Source organism: Luteimonas changyuni (genome assembly GCF_039548395.1).
GTDB lineage: Bacteria > Pseudomonadota > Gammaproteobacteria > Xanthomonadales > Xanthomonadaceae > Luteimonas.
The window spans coordinates 48,976-65,578 of sequence record NZ_JBCLUZ010000009.1 but is presented as its reverse complement, the minus strand read 5'-3'; the positions used below and the strand labels follow the sequence as shown (position 1 = coordinate 65,578).

At 69.4% G+C, this 16,603-nt stretch carries 16 protein-coding genes; 12 read left to right on the top strand and 4 right to left on the bottom strand.

What is annotated here, in order from left to right:
- The first annotated feature begins 204 nt into the window (after positions 1-204).
- The 9 genes from oleC (at position 205) to WCD84_RS05495 (ending at position 8,687) form a co-directional block, all read left to right on the top strand.
- Entirely contained in the window at positions 205-1,902 is a 1,698-nt protein-coding gene (oleC, locus tag WCD84_RS05535; protein WP_343280692.1) for an olefin beta-lactone synthetase, read from the top strand.
- 17 nt (positions 1,903-1,919) lie between these two features.
- Complete coding sequence (oleD, locus tag WCD84_RS05530) at positions 1,920-2,924, top strand: 2-alkyl-3-oxoalkanoate reductase (protein ID WP_343280691.1); 1,005 nt, start codon at positions 1,920-1,922, stop codon at positions 2,922-2,924.
- Between the two features lie 61 nt (positions 2,925-2,985).
- Positions 2,986-3,144: a DUF1328 domain-containing protein gene (locus WCD84_RS05525; RefSeq protein ID WP_343254651.1), complete on the top strand. Its 159-nt coding sequence runs from the start codon at positions 2,986-2,988 to the stop codon at positions 3,142-3,144.
- 103 nt (positions 3,145-3,247) lie between these two features.
- A complete protein-coding gene (locus WCD84_RS05520) occupies positions 3,248-3,904 on the top strand; it encodes a ubiquinone biosynthesis accessory factor UbiJ (protein WP_343280690.1) in 657 nt (218 codons plus the stop codon).
- Positions 3,901-5,574: a ubiquinone biosynthesis regulatory protein kinase UbiB gene (ubiB, locus tag WCD84_RS05515; protein WP_343280689.1), complete on the top strand. Its 1,674-nt coding sequence runs from the start codon at positions 3,901-3,903 to the stop codon at positions 5,572-5,574. Before WCD84_RS05520 ends, ubiB begins: the two co-directional genes overlap by 4 nt.
- Before the next feature lie 128 nt (positions 5,575-5,702).
- Positions 5,703-6,452, top strand: a complete 750-nt coding sequence (locus WCD84_RS05510; protein ID WP_343280724.1) for a pseudouridine synthase — start codon at positions 5,703-5,705, stop codon at positions 6,450-6,452.
- 31 nt (positions 6,453-6,483) lie between these two features.
- The gene (gene arfB, locus WCD84_RS05505) at positions 6,484-6,903 is read left to right on the top strand and encodes an alternative ribosome rescue aminoacyl-tRNA hydrolase ArfB (RefSeq protein ID WP_343280688.1); all 420 of its coding nucleotides are present in this window, start codon (positions 6,484-6,486) and stop codon (positions 6,901-6,903) included.
- Between the two features lie 15 nt (positions 6,904-6,918).
- Complete coding sequence (locus WCD84_RS05500; protein WP_343280687.1) at positions 6,919-7,524, top strand: 1-acyl-sn-glycerol-3-phosphate acyltransferase; 606 nt, start codon at positions 6,919-6,921, stop codon at positions 7,522-7,524.
- A gap of 173 nt (positions 7,525-7,697) precedes the next feature.
- Complete coding sequence (locus WCD84_RS05495; RefSeq protein ID WP_343280723.1) at positions 7,698-8,687, top strand: isoaspartyl peptidase/L-asparaginase family protein; 990 nt, start codon at positions 7,698-7,700, stop codon at positions 8,685-8,687.
- Positions 8,688-8,755: 68 nt separating this feature from the next.
- Here the strand turns inward: WCD84_RS05495 and WCD84_RS05490 are convergent, their stop codons facing one another.
- Complete coding sequence (locus WCD84_RS05490) at positions 8,756-10,144, bottom strand: M28 family metallopeptidase (protein ID WP_343254646.1); 1,389 nt, start codon at positions 10,142-10,144, stop codon at positions 8,756-8,758.
- A gap of 115 nt (positions 10,145-10,259) precedes the next feature.
- A complete protein-coding gene (locus tag WCD84_RS05485; RefSeq protein ID WP_343254645.1) occupies positions 10,260-11,222 on the bottom strand; it encodes a LysR family transcriptional regulator in 963 nt (320 codons plus the stop codon).
- 114 nt (positions 11,223-11,336) lie between these two features.
- Between WCD84_RS05485 and aceB the strand changes: the two genes are divergently transcribed.
- From aceB to WCD84_RS05470, 3 genes are all read left to right on the top strand, one after another.
- Complete coding sequence (gene aceB / locus WCD84_RS05480) at positions 11,337-12,953, top strand: malate synthase A (protein ID WP_343280686.1); 1,617 nt, start codon at positions 11,337-11,339, stop codon at positions 12,951-12,953.
- Between the two features lie 324 nt (positions 12,954-13,277).
- Positions 13,278-14,570, top strand: a complete 1,293-nt coding sequence (gene aceA / locus WCD84_RS05475) for an isocitrate lyase (RefSeq protein WP_343280685.1) — start codon at positions 13,278-13,280, stop codon at positions 14,568-14,570.
- Between the two features lie 308 nt (positions 14,571-14,878).
- On the top strand, positions 14,879-15,385 hold the full coding sequence (locus WCD84_RS05470) for a hypothetical protein (protein ID WP_343254642.1): 507 nt from the start codon (positions 14,879-14,881) through the stop codon (positions 15,383-15,385).
- Between the two features lie 79 nt (positions 15,386-15,464).
- Here WCD84_RS05470 and WCD84_RS05465 read toward each other — a convergent pair whose 3' ends face one another.
- A complete protein-coding gene (locus WCD84_RS05465; RefSeq protein ID WP_343277068.1) occupies positions 15,465-16,184 on the bottom strand; it encodes an RES family NAD+ phosphorylase in 720 nt (239 codons plus the stop codon).
- Positions 16,184-16,582 carry an antitoxin Xre-like helix-turn-helix domain-containing protein gene (locus WCD84_RS05460; RefSeq protein ID WP_343277067.1) on the bottom strand — a complete coding sequence of 133 codons (399 nt, stop codon included), beginning with the start codon at positions 16,580-16,582 and terminating at the stop codon, positions 16,184-16,186. The genes WCD84_RS05465 and WCD84_RS05460 overlap by 1 nt, the downstream gene beginning before the upstream one ends.
- Positions 16,583-16,603: the final 21 nt, after the last annotated feature.

The following is a 16,603-nucleotide window of genomic DNA, read 5'->3' as shown; positions in this document are numbered from 1 at the left end:
GGTCTCCGGGACGCGCGGCCCGGCCGCGGGGCCGGCGATTGTCGATCATTGCTGCGCACGGGGCCAACGGGCTGCCAGGGGGCCCGGGCCGGGAGCGCGATGAGTCCGCGATGCGGAGCCTGCAGGATCGCCGACGCGCTGACGCACCGACGCGCCGACGCGCCGACGTGCATGTGCCCCGCGCGTCCGGGCGATAATCCGGCCATGACCGGTTCCTGCAACATCGCCGCCGCGCTGCCGCGGCTGGCGCGCGAGCTGCCCGACCAGGTGGCCATGCGCGCCCCCGGCCGCGACGGCCGCTACGCCACCGCGCTGACCTACGCCCAGCTCGACGCCCGCAGCGACGCCATCGCCGCCGGCCTTGCCGCACGCGGCATCGGCCGCGGCACGCGCACGGTGGTGATGGTGCGGCCGACGCCGGAGTTCTTCCTGCTGATGTACGCGCTGTTCAAGGCCGGCGCGGTGCCGGTGCTGGTGGACCCGGGCATCGACAAGCGGGCGTTGAAGCAGTGCCTGGGCGAGGTGCAGGCCGAGGCCTTCGTCGGCGTTCCGCTGGCGATGTTCGCGCGCGTGCTGCTGGGCTGGGCGAAGTCTGCGCGGCTGCGCGTGACCACCGGCGCGAGGCCGTTGTTCGCGGACGTGACCCTGGCCGAGGTCGAGCGCAGCGGCGCCGACGCGGGCCCGCAGCTGGCCGATACCGCGCCCGATGACGTCGCGGCGATCCTGTTCACCAGCGGCTCCACCGGCGTGCCCAAGGGCGTGGTCTACCGCCACCGTCACTTCGTGGCCCAGATCGACATGTTGGGCGGCATGCTTGGCGTGTCGCCCGGTGGCGTCGACTTCCCGACCTTCCCGCCGTTCGCCCTGTTCGATCCGGCGCTGGGCCTGACGTCGATCATCCCGGACATGGACCCGACGCGGCCGGCGAAGGCCGATCCGCGAAAGCTGCACGCGGCCATCGAGCGCTTCGGCGTGACCCAGCTGTTCGGCTCGCCGGCGCTGATGCGGGTGCTTGCCGAACATGGCAAGCCGCTGCCCACGGTGACGCGCGTGACCTCGGCGGGTGCGCCCGTGCCCGCGGACGTGGTGGCAAAAATGCGCGAACTGCTGCCCGACGACGGACAGTTCTGGACGCCCTACGGCGCCACCGAATGCCTGCCGGTGGCGGTGATCGAAGGCCGCGAACTGGTGACCCTGCGCGAGCGCACCGAAACCGGTGCCGGTACCTGCGTCGGCCGCCCGGTGGCGCCGAACGAGGTGCGCATGATCCGCGTGACCGACGAGGCCATCCCGGAATGGTCCGACGCGCTGCTGGTGAAGGCGGGCCAAGTGGGCGAGATCACCGTTGCCGGACCCACCGCCACCGACACCTACTTCAATCGCGACGCGCAGACCGCGCTGGCGAAAATCCGCGAGGCGGGGAGCTTTTCCGCGGGTGCCGAGGGTGCCGCGGATACCTCCCGCATCGTCCACCGCATGGGCGACCTCGGCTATTTCGACGCCGAAGGCCGCCTCTGGTTCTGCGGCCGCAAATCGCAGCGCGTGGTCACCGCGCAGCGCACGCTGTGCACCGAACAGATCGAGCCGGTCTTCGATACCCATCCCGACGTCCGCCGCACGGCGCTGGTCGGCATCGGCGAACGCGGTGCCCAGCGGCCGCTGCTCTGCGTCGAGCTGCAGCCCGGTATCGACAGGGCCGAACACGCCCGCATCGCCGGTGAGCTGCGCCACCTTGGCGAAGGGTTCGTCCACACCGCGCACGTCGATGCCTTCGCCTTCCACCCTGCGTTTCCCGTCGACATCCGCCACAATGCGAAAATCGGCCGCGAAAAACTGGCCGTCTGGGCCGCGCGCGAGCTGCGCCGCGGCAAGGTCTACGACACGGTGGTGACGCCTGATTGACGCGAGGGAGCACTGAAGTGCGGGTACTGGTGACGGGCGGCGGCGGATTCCTTGGCCAGGCGCTGTGCCGTGGCCTGGTCGAACGCGGACACGAGGTCACGAGCTTCAACCGCGGCCACTACCCGGAGCTTGATGCGCTCGGCGTCCGCCAGCTGCGCGGCGACCTTGCCGACCGCGATGCGGTCATCGCCGCCTGCGCCGGCATGGATGCGGTGCTGCACAACGCCGCGAAAGCCGGTGCCTGGGGCAGCTACGACAGCTATCACCGGGCAAACGTGATGGGCACCGGCAACGTGCTGGCCGGCTGCCGCGAACACTTCGTGCCGAAGCTGGTCTACACCTCGTCGCCTAGCGTGACCCATCGCGCCACGCACCCGGTCGAGGGCGGCACTGCCGACACCGTGCCCTATGGCGACGACCTCAAGGCGCCGTACGCCGCGACCAAGCTGATCGCCGAGAAGGTGGTGCTTGCCGCCAACGACGCGTCCCTGGCCACCGTCGCCCTGCGCCCGCGGCTGATCTGGGGGCCGGGTGACAACCAGCTGGTCCCGCGCCTGGCCGAACGCGCCCGCGCCGGCCGCCTGCGCCTGGTCGGCGGCGGCATGAACCGCATCGACACCACCTATATCGACAACGCCGCGCAGGCCCACTTCGATGCGCTCGACCACCTGGGGCCTGGGGCGACCTGCGCCGGTCGCGCCTACTTCATCAGCAACGGCGAGCCGATGCCCATGCGCGAGATCGTCAACGCGCTGCTGCGCGCGGTCGGTGCGCCCGAAGTCGAGGGCACGCTGCCCTTCGGCCTCGCCTATGCGATCGGCGGCGCCTGCGAGACCGCGTGGCCGCTGCTGCGCCTGCGTTCGGAGCCGCCGATGACCCGCTTCCTGGCCGAGCAGCTCAGCACCACGCACTGGTACGACATGGCGCCGGCCACCCGCGACTTCGGCTACGTGCCCCGGGTGTCGATCGCCGAAGGCCTCGAGCGCCTGGCCCTGTCGCAGCGCGGAACCATCACCTCCTGACGACCCGTGGCCGGCAAGGATGTCGCCAGCCGTCCGCGCTCCGACGGACTGGAGAACCGCCATGCTGAGTTATGCCGTCATCTTCCTGGTCATCGCCCTGATCGCCGCCGTGCTGGGCTTCAGCGGTATCGCGGGTGCCGCCAGCAACATCGCCTGGATCCTGTTCGTCGTGTTCCTGGTGCTGGCCGCGATCTCGTTCTTCCGCGGCAAGCGGGTCTGACCCGCGCCACCGCTGCGCCGCGGCGTCGCGGCGCAGCGGTGGCCCCGTCGGCGGCGCGGTCCGGCGCGCCGGCGCAAGGGGCGCGGCCGCTACAATGCCGGCCATGGCCCGATCCCCTTTTTCGCTCCCCGGCTTGAAGCCGCTGGCCGGCCGCGCGCTGGAATCCGCGCTCAACCGCGCGCTTGCACTCGATGACGACACCCGCCAGGCGCTTGCCCGGCTGGACGGGCGTCACGTCGCCCTGCACCTGGCATCGCCGCCCCTGGCGATGTCGGTGCGCGTGGACGGCGAAGCCCTGCGCGTGGGACCGGTGGCCGACGATGCCAGCCCCGACCTGTCGGTGCGCACCACGCTCGGCGGCCTGCTTGGCCAGCTCCAGGGCATGCTTGGCGGGGCCGACGAGCACGCCACCCCCAGCGGCCGGCTGCGCATCGAAGGCGACGCCGAGCTCGCGCGCGCGCTGCAGCGCCTGGCCTCGCGCTTCGACCCCGACTGGCAGCGGCCCTTCGTCGCCGCCTTCGGCGAGGTCATCGGCGTGCAGGTGGCCAACGGGTTCGCGGCGGCCCTGAAGGGCGCGCGCCGCGCTGGCGAAGGCTTCGCGGCCACCGCCGCCGAATACGTGGTGGAAGAGTCGCGCGACGTCGTCGGCCGCCATGAGCTCGATGCCTTCCACGACGACGTCGACACCCTGCGCGACGACGTCGAACGCATCGCGGCGCGCGTGGCGCGCATGGCGTCAAGCGCGGGAGCAGCCCGGTGAGTTCGGCGATGCACGCCCTGAAGATCGGGCGCGTCCTGCTCCGCTATCGCCTGCACACGCTGTTTGAAGGCACGCCGGTCCAGCGCTGGCTGTGGCTGCTGCGGCCGTTCGTGCCGCGTGCCCCGCGCGGGATCACCGACCTGCCGCGCGGCGCCCGCGTGCGCCTGGCACTGCAGGAGCTGGGCCCGATCTTCGTCAAGTTCGGACAGGTGCTGTCGACCCGCCGCGACCTGGTGCCGGCCGACGTCGCCGACGAACTGGTGCTGTTGCAGGACCAGGTGGCGCCCTTCGACGGCGAAGAGGCGCGCGCCATCGTAGAGCGCGAACTGGAGCGGCCGGTGGCCGAGGCCTTCGCGCGCTTCGACATCGTGCCGCTGGCCTCGGCCTCGGTGGCGCAGGTGCACGCGGCGCAGCTGCCGGGCGTCGATGGCGCGCCCGGCGCCGAGGTCGTGGTCAAGGTGCTGCGTCCCGGCATCGATGCGCGCATCGCCGCCGACATCCGCCTGCTTGAGCGCATCGCCGGCCTGGTCGAGCGCACCCATCCCAGCGCCGACAAGATCCGTCCGCGCGAAGTGGTGGCCGAAGTCGCAGGCACGCTGGCCGCCGAACTCGACCTGCAGCGCGAAGGCGCGAATGCGTCGGTGCTGCGGCGCTTTTGGGCGGACTCGCCCGATCTGTACGTGCCGGCGCCGGTGTGGTCGCACAGCAGCGAGGGCGTGCTGACGCTGGAGCGGGTGCACGGCATTCCCAGTGATGACATCGCGGCGATCGAAGCGGCCGGCATGGATCGCAAGCTGCTTGCCGCCAAGGCGGTGCGCGTGTTCTACACCCAGGTCTTCCGCGACAACTTCTTCCACGCCGATGCGCACGCAGGCAACATCTGGGTGGACAACGATCCGTCGCGGCGGGTCAACCCGCGCTTCATCGCGCTGGATTTCGGCATCGTCGGCCAGCTGTCCGGCGACGACCAGTACTACCTCGCCGAAAACTTCATGGCGATCTTCAACAAGGACTACCGTCGCATCGCCGAGCTGCATGTGCAGGCCGGCTGGATGCCGTCGCACATCCGCCTGGATGAGCTGGAAGCGGCGGTGCGCGGTGTCTGCGAGCCCTATTTCACGCGACCGCTGTCGGAGTTCTCGTTGGGCGAAGTGCTGCTGAAGCTGTTCCGCACCGCACAGCGCTACCAGCTGACCCTGCAGCCGCAGCTGATCCTGCTGCAGAAGACCCTGCTCAACGTCGAAGGCGTGAGCCGGCACCTGGACCCGGAAATCGATATCTGGGCGGTGGCGCGTCCGGTGCTGGAGCGGATCCTTGCGGAGCGCTACAGCCCGCAGCGGCTGGCCGGCGAGTTCCGCAAACGGCTGCCGGAGCTGATCACCCGCGCGCCGGAAATGCCGCGGCTGATGCACGCATGGCTGAGCCAGCAGGTGGAGGGTCGGCACCAGCTGGGCATGCACTCCGCGGAGCTGGCCGAGCTTGTGCAGGTGATGCGCGCGATGCAGCGGCGCACCGTGGCGGCGATCCTGGGCGTGGGCCTGCTGGTGGCGGCGGCGGTGCTGTACGGCCTGGATGCCGGCGGGCCGCGCCTGTGGTCGGTGCCGGCGGCGGCCTGGGTCGCCGGACTCGCCGGACTCTGGGCCATCATTGCCGCCCGCCCCCGGCCGTGAGCAGCTCTCCCAGTAGGAGCAGCTATAGCTGCGACCGCGATCTCCCCGCAACCGAACCCGCTCTTCCCGGTGACGCAGAGGGTGACGCAGTCGCAGCTGTAGCTACTCCTACAAATGCAGGTGCGGATATCCCGTCAGCACACCTTCCCGCGGCTTTGCCGGTCATCCATCTGGAAGACACCTTCGCCGTGGTCGACAAGCCCGCGGGGCTCATGGTCCACGACAGCAAGCTCGCGCGCGGCGAGAGCGACTTCGCCGCCGACCGCCTGCGCGAGCAGTTCGATCGCCCGATCTTCCTCGTCCACCGCCTCGACCGTGCCACCAGCGGCTGCCTGCTGCTGGCTTTCGATCGCGAAACCGCTTCCGCGCTCGGCAAATCCCTGATGGCCGGCGAGGTCGACAAGGGCTATCTCGCGGTCTGCCGTGGCTGGCCCGCGGACGAGGCGTTCACCGTCGACCACCCGCTCGACGGCGGCCCCGGCAAGCCGCAGAAAAAGCCCGCGGTGACGCGTTTCGAACGCCTGGCCACCGCTGAGCTTCCGATCCCGTCCGCCGGGTTCGAGACCTCGCGCTACGCGCTGCTGCGCGCCTGGCCGCAGACCGGGCGCTTCCGCCAGATCCGTCGCCACCTCAAGCACCTCTCGCACCACCTGATCGGCGACACCAGCCACGGCGACGGCCGCCACAACCGCAGCTTCCGCATGCTCGGCATCCACCGCATGCTGCTGCACGCGGAGCAGCTCTCATTCCCGCATCCAGGGGACCCGGCGCGACGCGTGCACGCCGTGGCGCCGCCTGACGCGGAGTTCGCACGCGCGCTGGCATTCTTCACGCAGCCCGCCGATGCCGCGCCGGCTGCCGAGGCGGGACCGCGCTGACCGTCGCGCTGGCCATCGATTCCGGACGCCCATGACCACCACGCCATCCGCCATCGAAATCCCGGAAACCGAGATCATCGAGCGTTTCGTGCGCGCGTCCGGGCCGGGCGGGCAGAACGTCAACAAGGTCGCGACCGCGGTCGAGCTGCGCTTCGACATCGCCAACTCGCCATCCTTGCCCGAAGCAGTGCGCGAGCGGCTGCTCGCAAAGCGCGACCGCCGGCTTACCGACGACGGCGTGCTGGTGCTCAACGCGCAGCGCTTCCGCACCCAGGACCGCAACCGCCAGGACGCGCGCGAGCGGCTGGCGGCGTTCGTCGAGTCCGGGCGCAGGGCGCCCAAGGCACGCGTGCCAACGAAGCCCAGCCGCGCGGCCAAGGCCCGCCGCCTGGATGCCAAGCGCGAGCGTAGTACGATCAAGCGCGGCCGCACGGGGAAGGGCTGGGACTGACGCCACAGGGGGCACATGAGCGGAGCGAAGCACGACATCCTGCCGCCCTTGCCACCGCAGGTGCCGCGGGTGAAGCACAACCGGTTCATGCGGGGGCTCGGACGCAGCATCCTGCGCATCGGCGGCTGGCGCGTGGTCGGCGAGTTTCCCGACGAGCCGCGCGTGGTGCTCATCGCCGCCCCGCACTCGTCCAACTGGGACGGCATCTGGGGCTTTGCGGTCAAGCTTGGCCTGGGCCTGGAGATCAAGCTCCTCGGCAAGCGCGAGCTGTTCTGGTGGCCGCTGGCGCCGCTCCTGCGCAAGCTCGGCGTGATCGCGGTCGATCGCAATCGTTCGGCGGGCGTGGTGGAGCAGATCGCGGCGATGATCCGCGCCCACGACCGGTTCTGGTTCGGGCTGGCGCCGGAGGGCACGCGCAAGCCGGTCGAGCACTGGCGAAGCGGCTTCCTGAAGATCGCCCGCGCCGCCGACGTGCCGGTGCTGCCGGTGTACTTCCACTACCCGGACAAGGTGATCGGCATTGGTGCGCCGTTCCGGGTTGGTGATGACGACGCCACGGAAATGGCGCGCGTGCGTGAGTGGTACCGGCCCTGGCAGGGGCGCAATCGCGGTACGGTCTGATCGGAACGCCGCGCTCCGGCATGGTCGGCGAGGATGAATTCAGGGAGAGCGACATGAAGCGATACGGTCGAAGCGGCACGCTTGCCGCGGTGCTGGCATGCCTGGCTCTAGTGGCCTGCCGGGAAATGGCGGAGGGCGATGGTGCCGCCGGCATCAGCGATGCATCGGGTGCCATGCCCCGGACGCCGGGAGTTGGAACTCCGGTGCTCGCGATCCACGGCGGCGCGGGGGTCGTGCGCGCGGGACTGTCGGCGGCGGACCAGGCGGCCGCGCGCGCGGGGCTTGAGCGCGCGCTGCTCGCGGGTCACGCCAAGCTGCAGGACGGCGCCCCCGCGCTCGACGCCGTGACCGCCGCGATCACCGTGCTCGAGGATGACCCCGCGTTCAACGCGGGGCACGGTGCGGTGTTCACTCATGAGGGTCGCAACGAACTGGACGCCTCGCTCATGGAAGGGCGCAACGGCAACGCTGGCGCTGTGGCCGGCGTGCAGCGCGTTCGCAACCCGATCCTGCTGGCGCGTGCGGTGATGGAGCATTCGCCACACGTGATGATGGCCGGGAGCGGCGCCGAGGAGTTTGCGGCCGGGCAGGGCATCGAGCTGGTGGATCCCGGTTACTTCCGTACCAAACGACGCTGGGAGCAGCTGCAGAGCGCGCTGCGGAAGGACGCCGCGGAGGGCGCTGAAGCTGGAGCCGATCTGCGCGACGGAACGCATGGTCTGAAGTACTTCGGCACCGTCGGTGCGGTGGCCCTCGACAACGCTGGCCATCTCGCCGCCGGCACCTCCACCGGCGGCATGACCAACAAGCGCTGGGGACGCGTGGGCGATGCGCCGATCATCGGCGCCGGCACCTGGGCGGATGCGCGCTGCGCGGTCTCGGGCACCGGCTGGGGCGAGTTCTACATCCGCACCGCCGCGGCGCACGAGGTCTGCGCGCGCGTGCGTCATCTAGGCGAAAGCATCGCGGCCGCAGGTGAAGCGGTGATCAACGGCGAGGTGGTCGCTGCGGGCGGCAATGGCGGCGCGATCGCGCTTGACGCCGCCGGCAACGTCGCCTTCCCCTTCAATACCGAAGGCATGTATCGCGGCTGGATCGGCGCCGACGGCGTGCCGCACGTGGCGGTGTTCGCGGACGAGGTGCTCTCGCTGCCCGGCGAGTAGCGCGTCCGCATCGCGGCCGGGTACGCCCGGCGCCCCGTAACAGCCGGGGCGATCGGGCATCGCGGAGGCTAGGGGGTTCCGTAGCCGCCGAAGCTGCCCGCCGCGCCCGGGAACACCACCGGACTCTCGGCGCCGTCCTTCGCGACCGCGGACACGCCGAAGAACCAGTTGTCGATCACCACGTTCTCCAGCGTGTGCTGGTCGACATCACCGACGTACACGCTGTGCGTCCACTGCGGTTCGGTGGTCCGCCGCCAGTGCAGCCGGTAGCCGGCCAGGTCGGGTGCGAGCGCCGCCGGCGCGCGCGTCCACTTCAGCGTGGTGTCGGCGGTGACCGCGCCTTCGATGGTCACGCCCGCGGGCGGCGGCGGTGCCGAGGCCATGCCGGCGAGGCTCACGGCGTTGAGCGCTGTGAGTTTTGCGGCGTAGTCGAAGTCCACGCCTTCGATCACGTCGCCGTAGGCGATGCCGTTTTCGGTGCGCAGGTCCTGGTGCTGGCGGTCGTAGTTCTCGTTGGTCTCCATCACCCGCACCGCCGGGTAGCCGAGGTCGTTGAACGGCCGGTGGTGGCCACCGCGCCCGAAGCGGTCGAGGCGATAGACCACCATCACGTCGAGCCCGGGCACGTAGAGGTCGGCCATGCGATCGATGTAGCGGGCCAGGTTGCGCGAGGGCGAATCGACTTCGCCGCCGGTGAAGCGGCGCTGGTTCGCCTCGGCCGGCGTCTCGGTCACGCGCGTGCCCTCGGCGAACACGCGCGCGGTGCCGTTGTCGATCACGCCGTTGATGCCGGCGATGTTGCCGATCATGTCGTTGTTGAGCACGGCTTCGATGCGCCAGCCTTCGGCCTGTGCCTTTTCGGCCACGATCTTTCCGCCGAACAGGCCCTGCTCTTCGCCGGACAGCGCCGCATAGACGATGCTGCCGTGGAAGCGGTGCTTCGACAGGACCCGCGCGGCTTCGAGCGTGCCGGCGACGCCGGAGGCGTTGTCGTTGGCACCCGGCGAGTCGGACGTCGCATCCATCACGTCTGACACGCGCGAGTCGATGTCGCCGCTCATGATCACGTAGCGGCCCGGATCGCTGCTGCCGCGCTGGATCGCGAGCACGCTCACCACCTCGGTGGCCTCGGGGATGCGGTCTTCGCCGGAGATCGTGCCGGCAACGTCGACCACTTCAAGGCAGCCGCCGCACTCCGCCGAGATGCGCTCGAACTCGGTGTGGATCCAGCGCCTTGCCGCGCCGATGCCGCGGGTGTCCGACGTCGTGTCCGACAGCGTGTGGCGGGTGCCGAACGACACCAGCTTGCGGATGTCGGCCTCGATGCGCGCGGCCGAGGGTGCGGTGCCGATGTCGTGCAGCAGCGCCTGGGTGGCGGGCGGCGCTGTGGGCGTTTCAGCCGCTGCTGCCGGTGCGACCAGGCAGGCGGACAGGATGGCGATTGGCAGGTGGCGCATGCGCGGGTTCCGGCGTTCGGGAGTAGGCGCAACCGTACGCCATCGGTGATGGCATGTGCGGCACCACGTTGCACGCACGCGGTTGCGCGCGGGCGCGCAGTGCGTGCCAGCGCGCTCAGCGTTCGGAATGCCCGCTGTCCTCGCGGCTTCGGCGCACGAACAGGTCGGGCCTGATCAGGTCCACGAACGCGCGCGCCTGCGGCGACAGCACCTTGCCCTTGCGCACCACCACGCCGTAGCTGCGCGCGGGGAACCAGGCATCGAGCGGGCGGATCGCCAGGCGCTCGGCGTCGGCGTCATCCAGGCAGATCGAGCTCACGATCGAGATCCCCAGGCCCATCGCCACGTACTGCTTGATCACCTCCCAGCCGCCGACCTCCAGCGACACCGTGTAGGGGACCCGCGCCTGCTGGAACACCAGGTCCACCAGGCGCCAGGTCACCTGGCGCTGCGGCGGCAGGATCAGGCCGTGCCTGGAGATGTCCTCGAGCGTCAGCCGCGGCGTGCGCGCCAGCGGATGGTCGCGCGGGGTGATCAGCATCGGCTGGAATGAATACACCGGCACGTAGCTGAGGTCGGCGGGCACGTCGAGCATCGAGCCGACCACCAGCTCCACGGTGTCCGCGCGCAACAGGTCGGTGCCGTCGGCGCTGATGGTGTTGTGCAGGCGCAGGCGCACTTCGGGATGCTGCTCGCGGAAGGCGCCGACGATCCGCGGCAGCAGGTAGAGGATGGTGGAGCTGTTGGCGGCAATTTCCAGCTCGCCTGCGTCCATGCCCGCCAGGGCGTGGCGAAAGGCCGTGGGCAGGGCGTCGATGCCGTCCACCAGCGGCCGCGCCAGTTCGTACAGCGCCTCGCCCGCCGGCGTGGGAAGCAGGCGGCGGCCGTTGCGCTCCAGCAGCGGGGTGCCCATCTCGCGCTCCAGGGCCTGGAGCTGCTGGCTGACGGCGGGCTGGCTGACATACAGGGCCTCGGCCGCGCGTGACACCGAGCCCAGGCGCGCGACCTGGCAGAAGGCCCGCAGCGGTTTCAGGCGGTCACCCTTGTAGGCGAAGCGGGGGGTGCGAACGGGGTCCAAGGCCGCGTCAGTCCTTTCGTATAAGCAGAACTTATCAATCGCATTGTCATATCTGTTTTGTCAAATAGTCGCCCTGCAGGGATGGTGGCTGCCCGATCCCTCGCCGAGGCCGACATGTCCGCAGCCCCCCATCTCACCGTCGCCGATGCCCGGCTCGCGCCCGGCACGGCGGACGCGAGCGACCTGCTAGACGAACGCGCCCTGGCCTTCCTGGCCGGCCTGCACCAGCGCTTCGAAGCGCGCCGCCGCGCCCTGCTCGCGGCCCGCGGCGAGCGCCAGGCCTTCTTCGACGGCGGCGGCCTGCCGGACTTCCGCGCCGACACCCGCGCCATCCGCGAGGGTGACTGGCGGGTGGCGCCGCTGCCGGCCGCGCTGCTCGACCGCCGCGTCGAGATCACCGGCCCGGTCGATCCGAAGATGGTCATCAACGCGCTCAACTCCGGCGCCAGCTGCTACATGGCCGACTTCGAGGACTCGACCGCGCCGACCTGGGACGCCCTGCTCACCGGCCAGCGTTCGCTGCGCGACGCGGTGGCCGGAACGCTGGCCTTCGACGCCGACAGCGGCAAGTCCTACCGGATGAAGCCCGAGGCCGAGCGCGCGGTGCTGATGGTGCGCCCGCGCGGCTGGCACCTGACCGAGAAGCACCTGCTGGTGGATGGGGAGCGCATCAGCGCCAGCCTGTTCGATGCCGGGCTCTTTTGCCTCGAGAACGGCGCCGCGCTGGCAGCCAAGGACCGCGGCCCCTACCTCTACCTGCCCAAGCTGCAGTCGATGGAAGAGGCCGCGCTGTGGAACGAGGTGCTGGCGTACGTGGAACAGGTGCTGGGCCTGCCCGACGGCTGCATCAAGGTCACCGTGCTGGTTGAGACGCTGCCGGCGGTGTTCGAGATGGACGAGATCCTGCACGCCCTGCGCGGCCGCATCGCCGGGCTCAACTGCGGGCGCTGGGACTACATCTTTTCGTACATCAAGACCTTCCGCGCGCATCGCGACCGGGTGCTGCCCGAGCGCGGCCAGGTGGGCATGACCCAGCCCTTCCTGAAGGCGTATTCGGAGCTGCTGGTGCGCACCTGCCACCGCCGCGGCGCGCATGCGATGGGCGGCATGGCGGCGCAGATCCCGATCTCCGGCGACCCGGAGGCGAACGAGGCCGCGCTGGCGCGCGTGCGCGCGGACAAGGAGCGCGAAGCCACGGCCGGGCACGACGGCACCTGGGTCGCGCACCCGGCGCTGGTGCCGATCGCGAAGGAGATCTTCGATGCGGCGATGCCGGGGCCGAACCAGCACGCGGTCATGCGCGAGGACGTTGTTGCCGACCGCGACGTGCTGATCACGCCTTCGCTTGGAACCATCACCCGCGCCGGCTTCGAGGGCAACGTCGAGGTTTGCGTGCGCTACCTCGCCGCCTGGCTCGATGGCAACGGCTGCGTGCCGATCCACTGGCTGATGGAGGACGCGGCCACCGCCGAGATCGCCCGCGCGCAGCTCTGGCAGTGGCTGCACGCCACCGACCGCGGCGGCGAACCGCTGTGCCTGGATGACGGCACCGACATCGACGACTGCCTGTTCGAGCGCGCGCTGCTGAACCTGCCCTCGCGGCTGGCGGCGCAGGGGCCGATGCCCGGCGCCGGCCGCGTTGTCGAAGCCATCAGGATGCTCGAGGAGCTGACGCGCAGCGACAAGCTCGAGGAGTTCCTGACCCTGTCCGCATACGAACGATTGCCGTGAAGCGTTCCTCGACCCCCATGGGAGCAGACTTTCCAGCAGCAGCCTTGTAGCAGCGGCTTTTTAGCAGCGGCCTTTTTTCCAGCAGCTTTTTAGCAGCGGCATTTTTAGCAGCAGATTTTGTAGCAGCAGATTCTGTAGCAGCGGCTTTTGTGGGAGTGGCTATATCCGCGATTCCAGAACCCCGATCGCGGCTATAGCCGCTCCCACAAAAAAGCCGGCCATGTCACCAGGACCGTTCCCATAAGAGCCGGTTCTGCGACTAAAGCCGCTTTCACAAAAACCTCTACCTCATTTCAACGCTGCAGAATTCCACCGGAGATCCACATGAGCACGAAGCTTCCGACCGCCGACGCCATCCGCAACGAGTGGACCACCAGCCCACGCTGGGCCGGCATTACCCGCAACTACACAGCAGATGACGTGGTGCGCCTGCGCGGCACCGTGCACGTCGAGCATTCCCTTGCCCGGCTGGGCGCGGAAAAGCTGTGGACCTCGCTGCATGAACGCGACTACGTCAACGCGCTCGGTGCGCTGACCGGCAACCAGGCCATGCAGCAGGTCAAGGCCGGGCTGAAGGCGATCTACCTCAGTGGCTGGCAGGTGGCGGCCGACGCCAACCTCGCCGGCCAGATGTATCCCGACCAGTCGCTGTATCCGGCCGACTCGGTGCCGGCGGTCGTGAAGCGCATCAACAACACGCTGCTGCGCGCCGACCAGCTGCAGCACGCCGAGGGCGACGATTCGATCGACTTTCTGCAGCCGATCGTGGCCGACGCCGAGGCCGGCTTCGGCGGCGTGCTCAACGCTTTCGAGCTGATGAAGGCGATGATCGAGGCCGGCGCCGCGGGCGTGCACTTCGAAGACCAGTTGGCCAGCGCCAAGAAGTGCGGCCACATGGGCGGCAAGGTGCTGGTGCCGACCCGCGAGGCGGTCGAGAAGCTCAACGCCGCGCGCCTGGCCGCCGACGTCGTGGGCGTGCCGACCCTGATCGTCGCGCGCACCGACGCCGAGGCCGCCGACCTCCTGACCAGCGACATCGACGACAACGATCGTCCGTTCACCACCGGCGAGCGCACGGTCGAAGGCTTCTTCAAGACCCGCAACGGACTCGACCAGGCGATCAGCCGCGGCCTGGCCTATGCGCCCTACGCGGACCTTGTGTGGTGCGAAACCGGCAAGCCCGACCTCGGCTTCGCCCGCGCCTTCGCCGAGGCCGTCCACGAGAAGTATCCCGGCAAGATGCTGGCCTACAACTGCTCGCCGAGCTTCAACTGGAAGCGGAACCTCGATGACGCCACGATCGCGAAGTTCCAGGACGAGATCGCCACCTACGGCTACAAGTTCCAGTTCATCACGCTCGCCGGCTTCCACGCGCTCAACTACTCGATGTTCAACCTGGCCCACGGCTATGCCCGCCGGCAGATGAGCGCGTTCGTGGAGCTGCAGGAGTCGGAGTTCGCGGCCGCCGACAAGGGCTTCACCGCGGTGAAGCACCAGCGCGAGGTGGGCACGGGATATTTCGACGCGGTGACGCAGGCGATCCAGCAGGGCCAATCGTCGACGACGGCGCTGACGGGCTCGACCGAGGAGGAGCAGTTCCAGGAGGCTGTGGCCTGACCAGACTCCCATCAGGGAAGCCCATCAACGTGCATCCCGGACATCGGCAACCGCGAGCGCCGGCCGGGTGCGCGAAGCGGTTGGCCGCGGGGCTGACGGGCGATGGAACGCTACCAGTCGCAGCTGCAACCGGTGCGGGAAGTGCTTGAAGCGGCCGCTATCGCGGTCGACGAATAAACCTGTCCATCTTGATGCAGTCCAGGTCCATCGGGCCGGAGGGGAGGCGCGATCCAGTCGTGCGTTTGTAGTTTGACTTGCATGTAGCTTTCTGGTGTGGTAGCAGCTCCCTCGCAGAAAGGAGTCATGCCATGAATGCGCGGACCATGTTGGCGATGTTGGCGGTTGCAACCGTTCTCCTTGCGTTCGTCGGGCACGCGGAACCACGGCAGTCCGGGTTCTCCGTCCAGGAGGTGTTGAAGGAAGGTGAGCGCGTTGAAGCCAGGCGGGCGACCATCACTACTCCCGCAAATGGCCGGGCCACGGCGGATCGAGTTGTATCCGTGACGGGTGACCAGGACGCTTCCGATTCGCCGGATGCACAAAAAAGCCCCTATGTCTTTGAGATGTATGGAAATGTCGAGCTGAAGATCGATGGCATATCCGCTTATGCGGATGCTGCGCGGTACTATCCCGAGCTGGATACGTTCGTTGCAGAACATGTCAGGTTCCCGGCCGAAATTTCCAGCATTGCGACTATCGTTTGCTCCGGTTCCGGAAATCAGGTCCAGGTCGTGTATCCCAATGGAACAACTGTGGCAGCCAGCAACCACTCTTCCCCATTCAGTCCGGCTGATCCTGCTTGCCAACTACCGTGAAGCGATCATCCGGATGCAGTCGTCCGGATACGCGAGCGAGCACAGTTCGGAGGCCGGGTTCGCCGCCGCCGACGGGGCTTCAGCGCGGTGAAGCACCAGCGCGAGGCGGGCGCGGGCGGGGCTGGAACGGGACGATGCGCGCCTCGGTGACGCGCGCGATGCGCTCGCCGTCCCAGTGGTACTGCAGGTGCGGGCCTTGCCGCACCGGCTTCAGCATGTCGGGATGGAACGCCGCCAGGCAGGTGCCGCCGGGCGCACGCACGCTGTCGTAGACGATGCCGTTGCTGTCGGCCTCGCGCAGTTCTACCGCGAAGCGCTGGCTGGCCGCGTAGCTGTCCGGATCGTGCAGGTCCGGATACCCGCCGCGGACGTCGTGGAAGCGGCCATCGACGTCGCCCAGGTAGCAGCGCATGTCGAGCACGCAGGCGGGCTCGCGGGTGGCGCGCAGGAAGCGTGATTTGTGGAACACGGTTTCGGTTACGGCGGTCTGCTGTTCGCGCGCGCAGTAATACGCGCCGAACCAGCCCGGGGTGAAGCGCGAGCCCTCGGGATTGAGGTGGGTGAACGAGGCCATGATCGGCGTAGTTCCAGGGCCCGCGATGCGTCGCTTTGGCGGCACCAGTTCGATGGCGCCCAGTTCGTCGCGCATTCGCGGGTTGGTCATCGACTCCAGCTCGTGCAGAGCGGCGATGTCGGCCGGATCGGCGATGGCGTCGAACACGCCCACCGGCGGGAAGCGGCTGGACACCACGCGGTAGGCCGGGCGGAAGCGCACCCGGGTGGTCTTCGGGGCTTGCATCAGCCCCAGCCCCGCTGGGCGTCCAGGTACCGGCGGACGACGAACAGGTCCGCGACCTGGCCGCCGAGCATGCGGTCCAGGGCCGAGCGGCCGCCGAACAGTGGCGAAGAGTTGGCGCGGCCGATCCACTCGTCGGCCTGGCGGTCGCTGCTGAAGATGAGGTGCAGCGCCTTGTAGATGCCGAGGACGTAGCTGATTCGCTCCAGCACGTCGTGCGGGAGCTGGCCGGAGAGATCGCGCTTCCAGCGATAGAAGGTGGAGCGGCCGGGGTTGCCGAGCAGCAGGCGTTCCTGATCGTTGTTGAGCTTCCAGAGCGCGGTGATGTTGAAGAAGGCGCGAAGCGCGGGTGCGGCAAGGTCGCGGCGGGCGGGGGCTTCTGCGATGCGTGGCCGGGTCATGTCTCGTGTCCTTCAGGGGAC

Coding starts and splice junctions, on each gene's coding strand:
- oleC (WP_343280692.1), top strand. CDS start 205: ATGACCGGTTCCTGCAACATCGCCGCCGCGCTGCCGCGGCTGGCGCGC.
- WCD84_RS05525 (WP_343254651.1), top strand. CDS start 2,986: ATGCTGAGTTATGCCGTCATCTTCCTGGTCATCGCCCTGATCGCCGCC.
- WCD84_RS05520 (WP_343280690.1), top strand. CDS start 3,248: ATGGCCCGATCCCCTTTTTCGCTCCCCGGCTTGAAGCCGCTGGCCGGC.
- arfB (WP_343280688.1), top strand. CDS start 6,484: ATGACCACCACGCCATCCGCCATCGAAATCCCGGAAACCGAGATCATC.
- WCD84_RS05500 (WP_343280687.1), top strand. CDS start 6,919: ATGAGCGGAGCGAAGCACGACATCCTGCCGCCCTTGCCACCGCAGGTG.
- WCD84_RS05495 (WP_343280723.1), top strand. CDS start 7,698: ATGCCCCGGACGCCGGGAGTTGGAACTCCGGTGCTCGCGATCCACGGC.
- WCD84_RS05490 (WP_343254646.1), bottom strand. CDS start 10,144: ATGCGCCACCTGCCAATCGCCATCCTGTCCGCCTGCCTGGTCGCACCG.
- aceB (WP_343280686.1), top strand. CDS start 11,337: ATGTCCGCAGCCCCCCATCTCACCGTCGCCGATGCCCGGCTCGCGCCC.
- aceA (WP_343280685.1), top strand. CDS start 13,278: ATGAGCACGAAGCTTCCGACCGCCGACGCCATCCGCAACGAGTGGACC.
- WCD84_RS05470 (WP_343254642.1), top strand. CDS start 14,879: ATGAATGCGCGGACCATGTTGGCGATGTTGGCGGTTGCAACCGTTCTC.
- WCD84_RS05465 (WP_343277068.1), bottom strand. CDS start 16,184: ATGCAAGCCCCGAAGACCACCCGGGTGCGCTTCCGCCCGGCCTACCGC.
- WCD84_RS05460 (WP_343277067.1), bottom strand. CDS start 16,582: ATGACCCGGCCACGCATCGCAGAAGCCCCCGCCCGCCGCGACCTTGCC.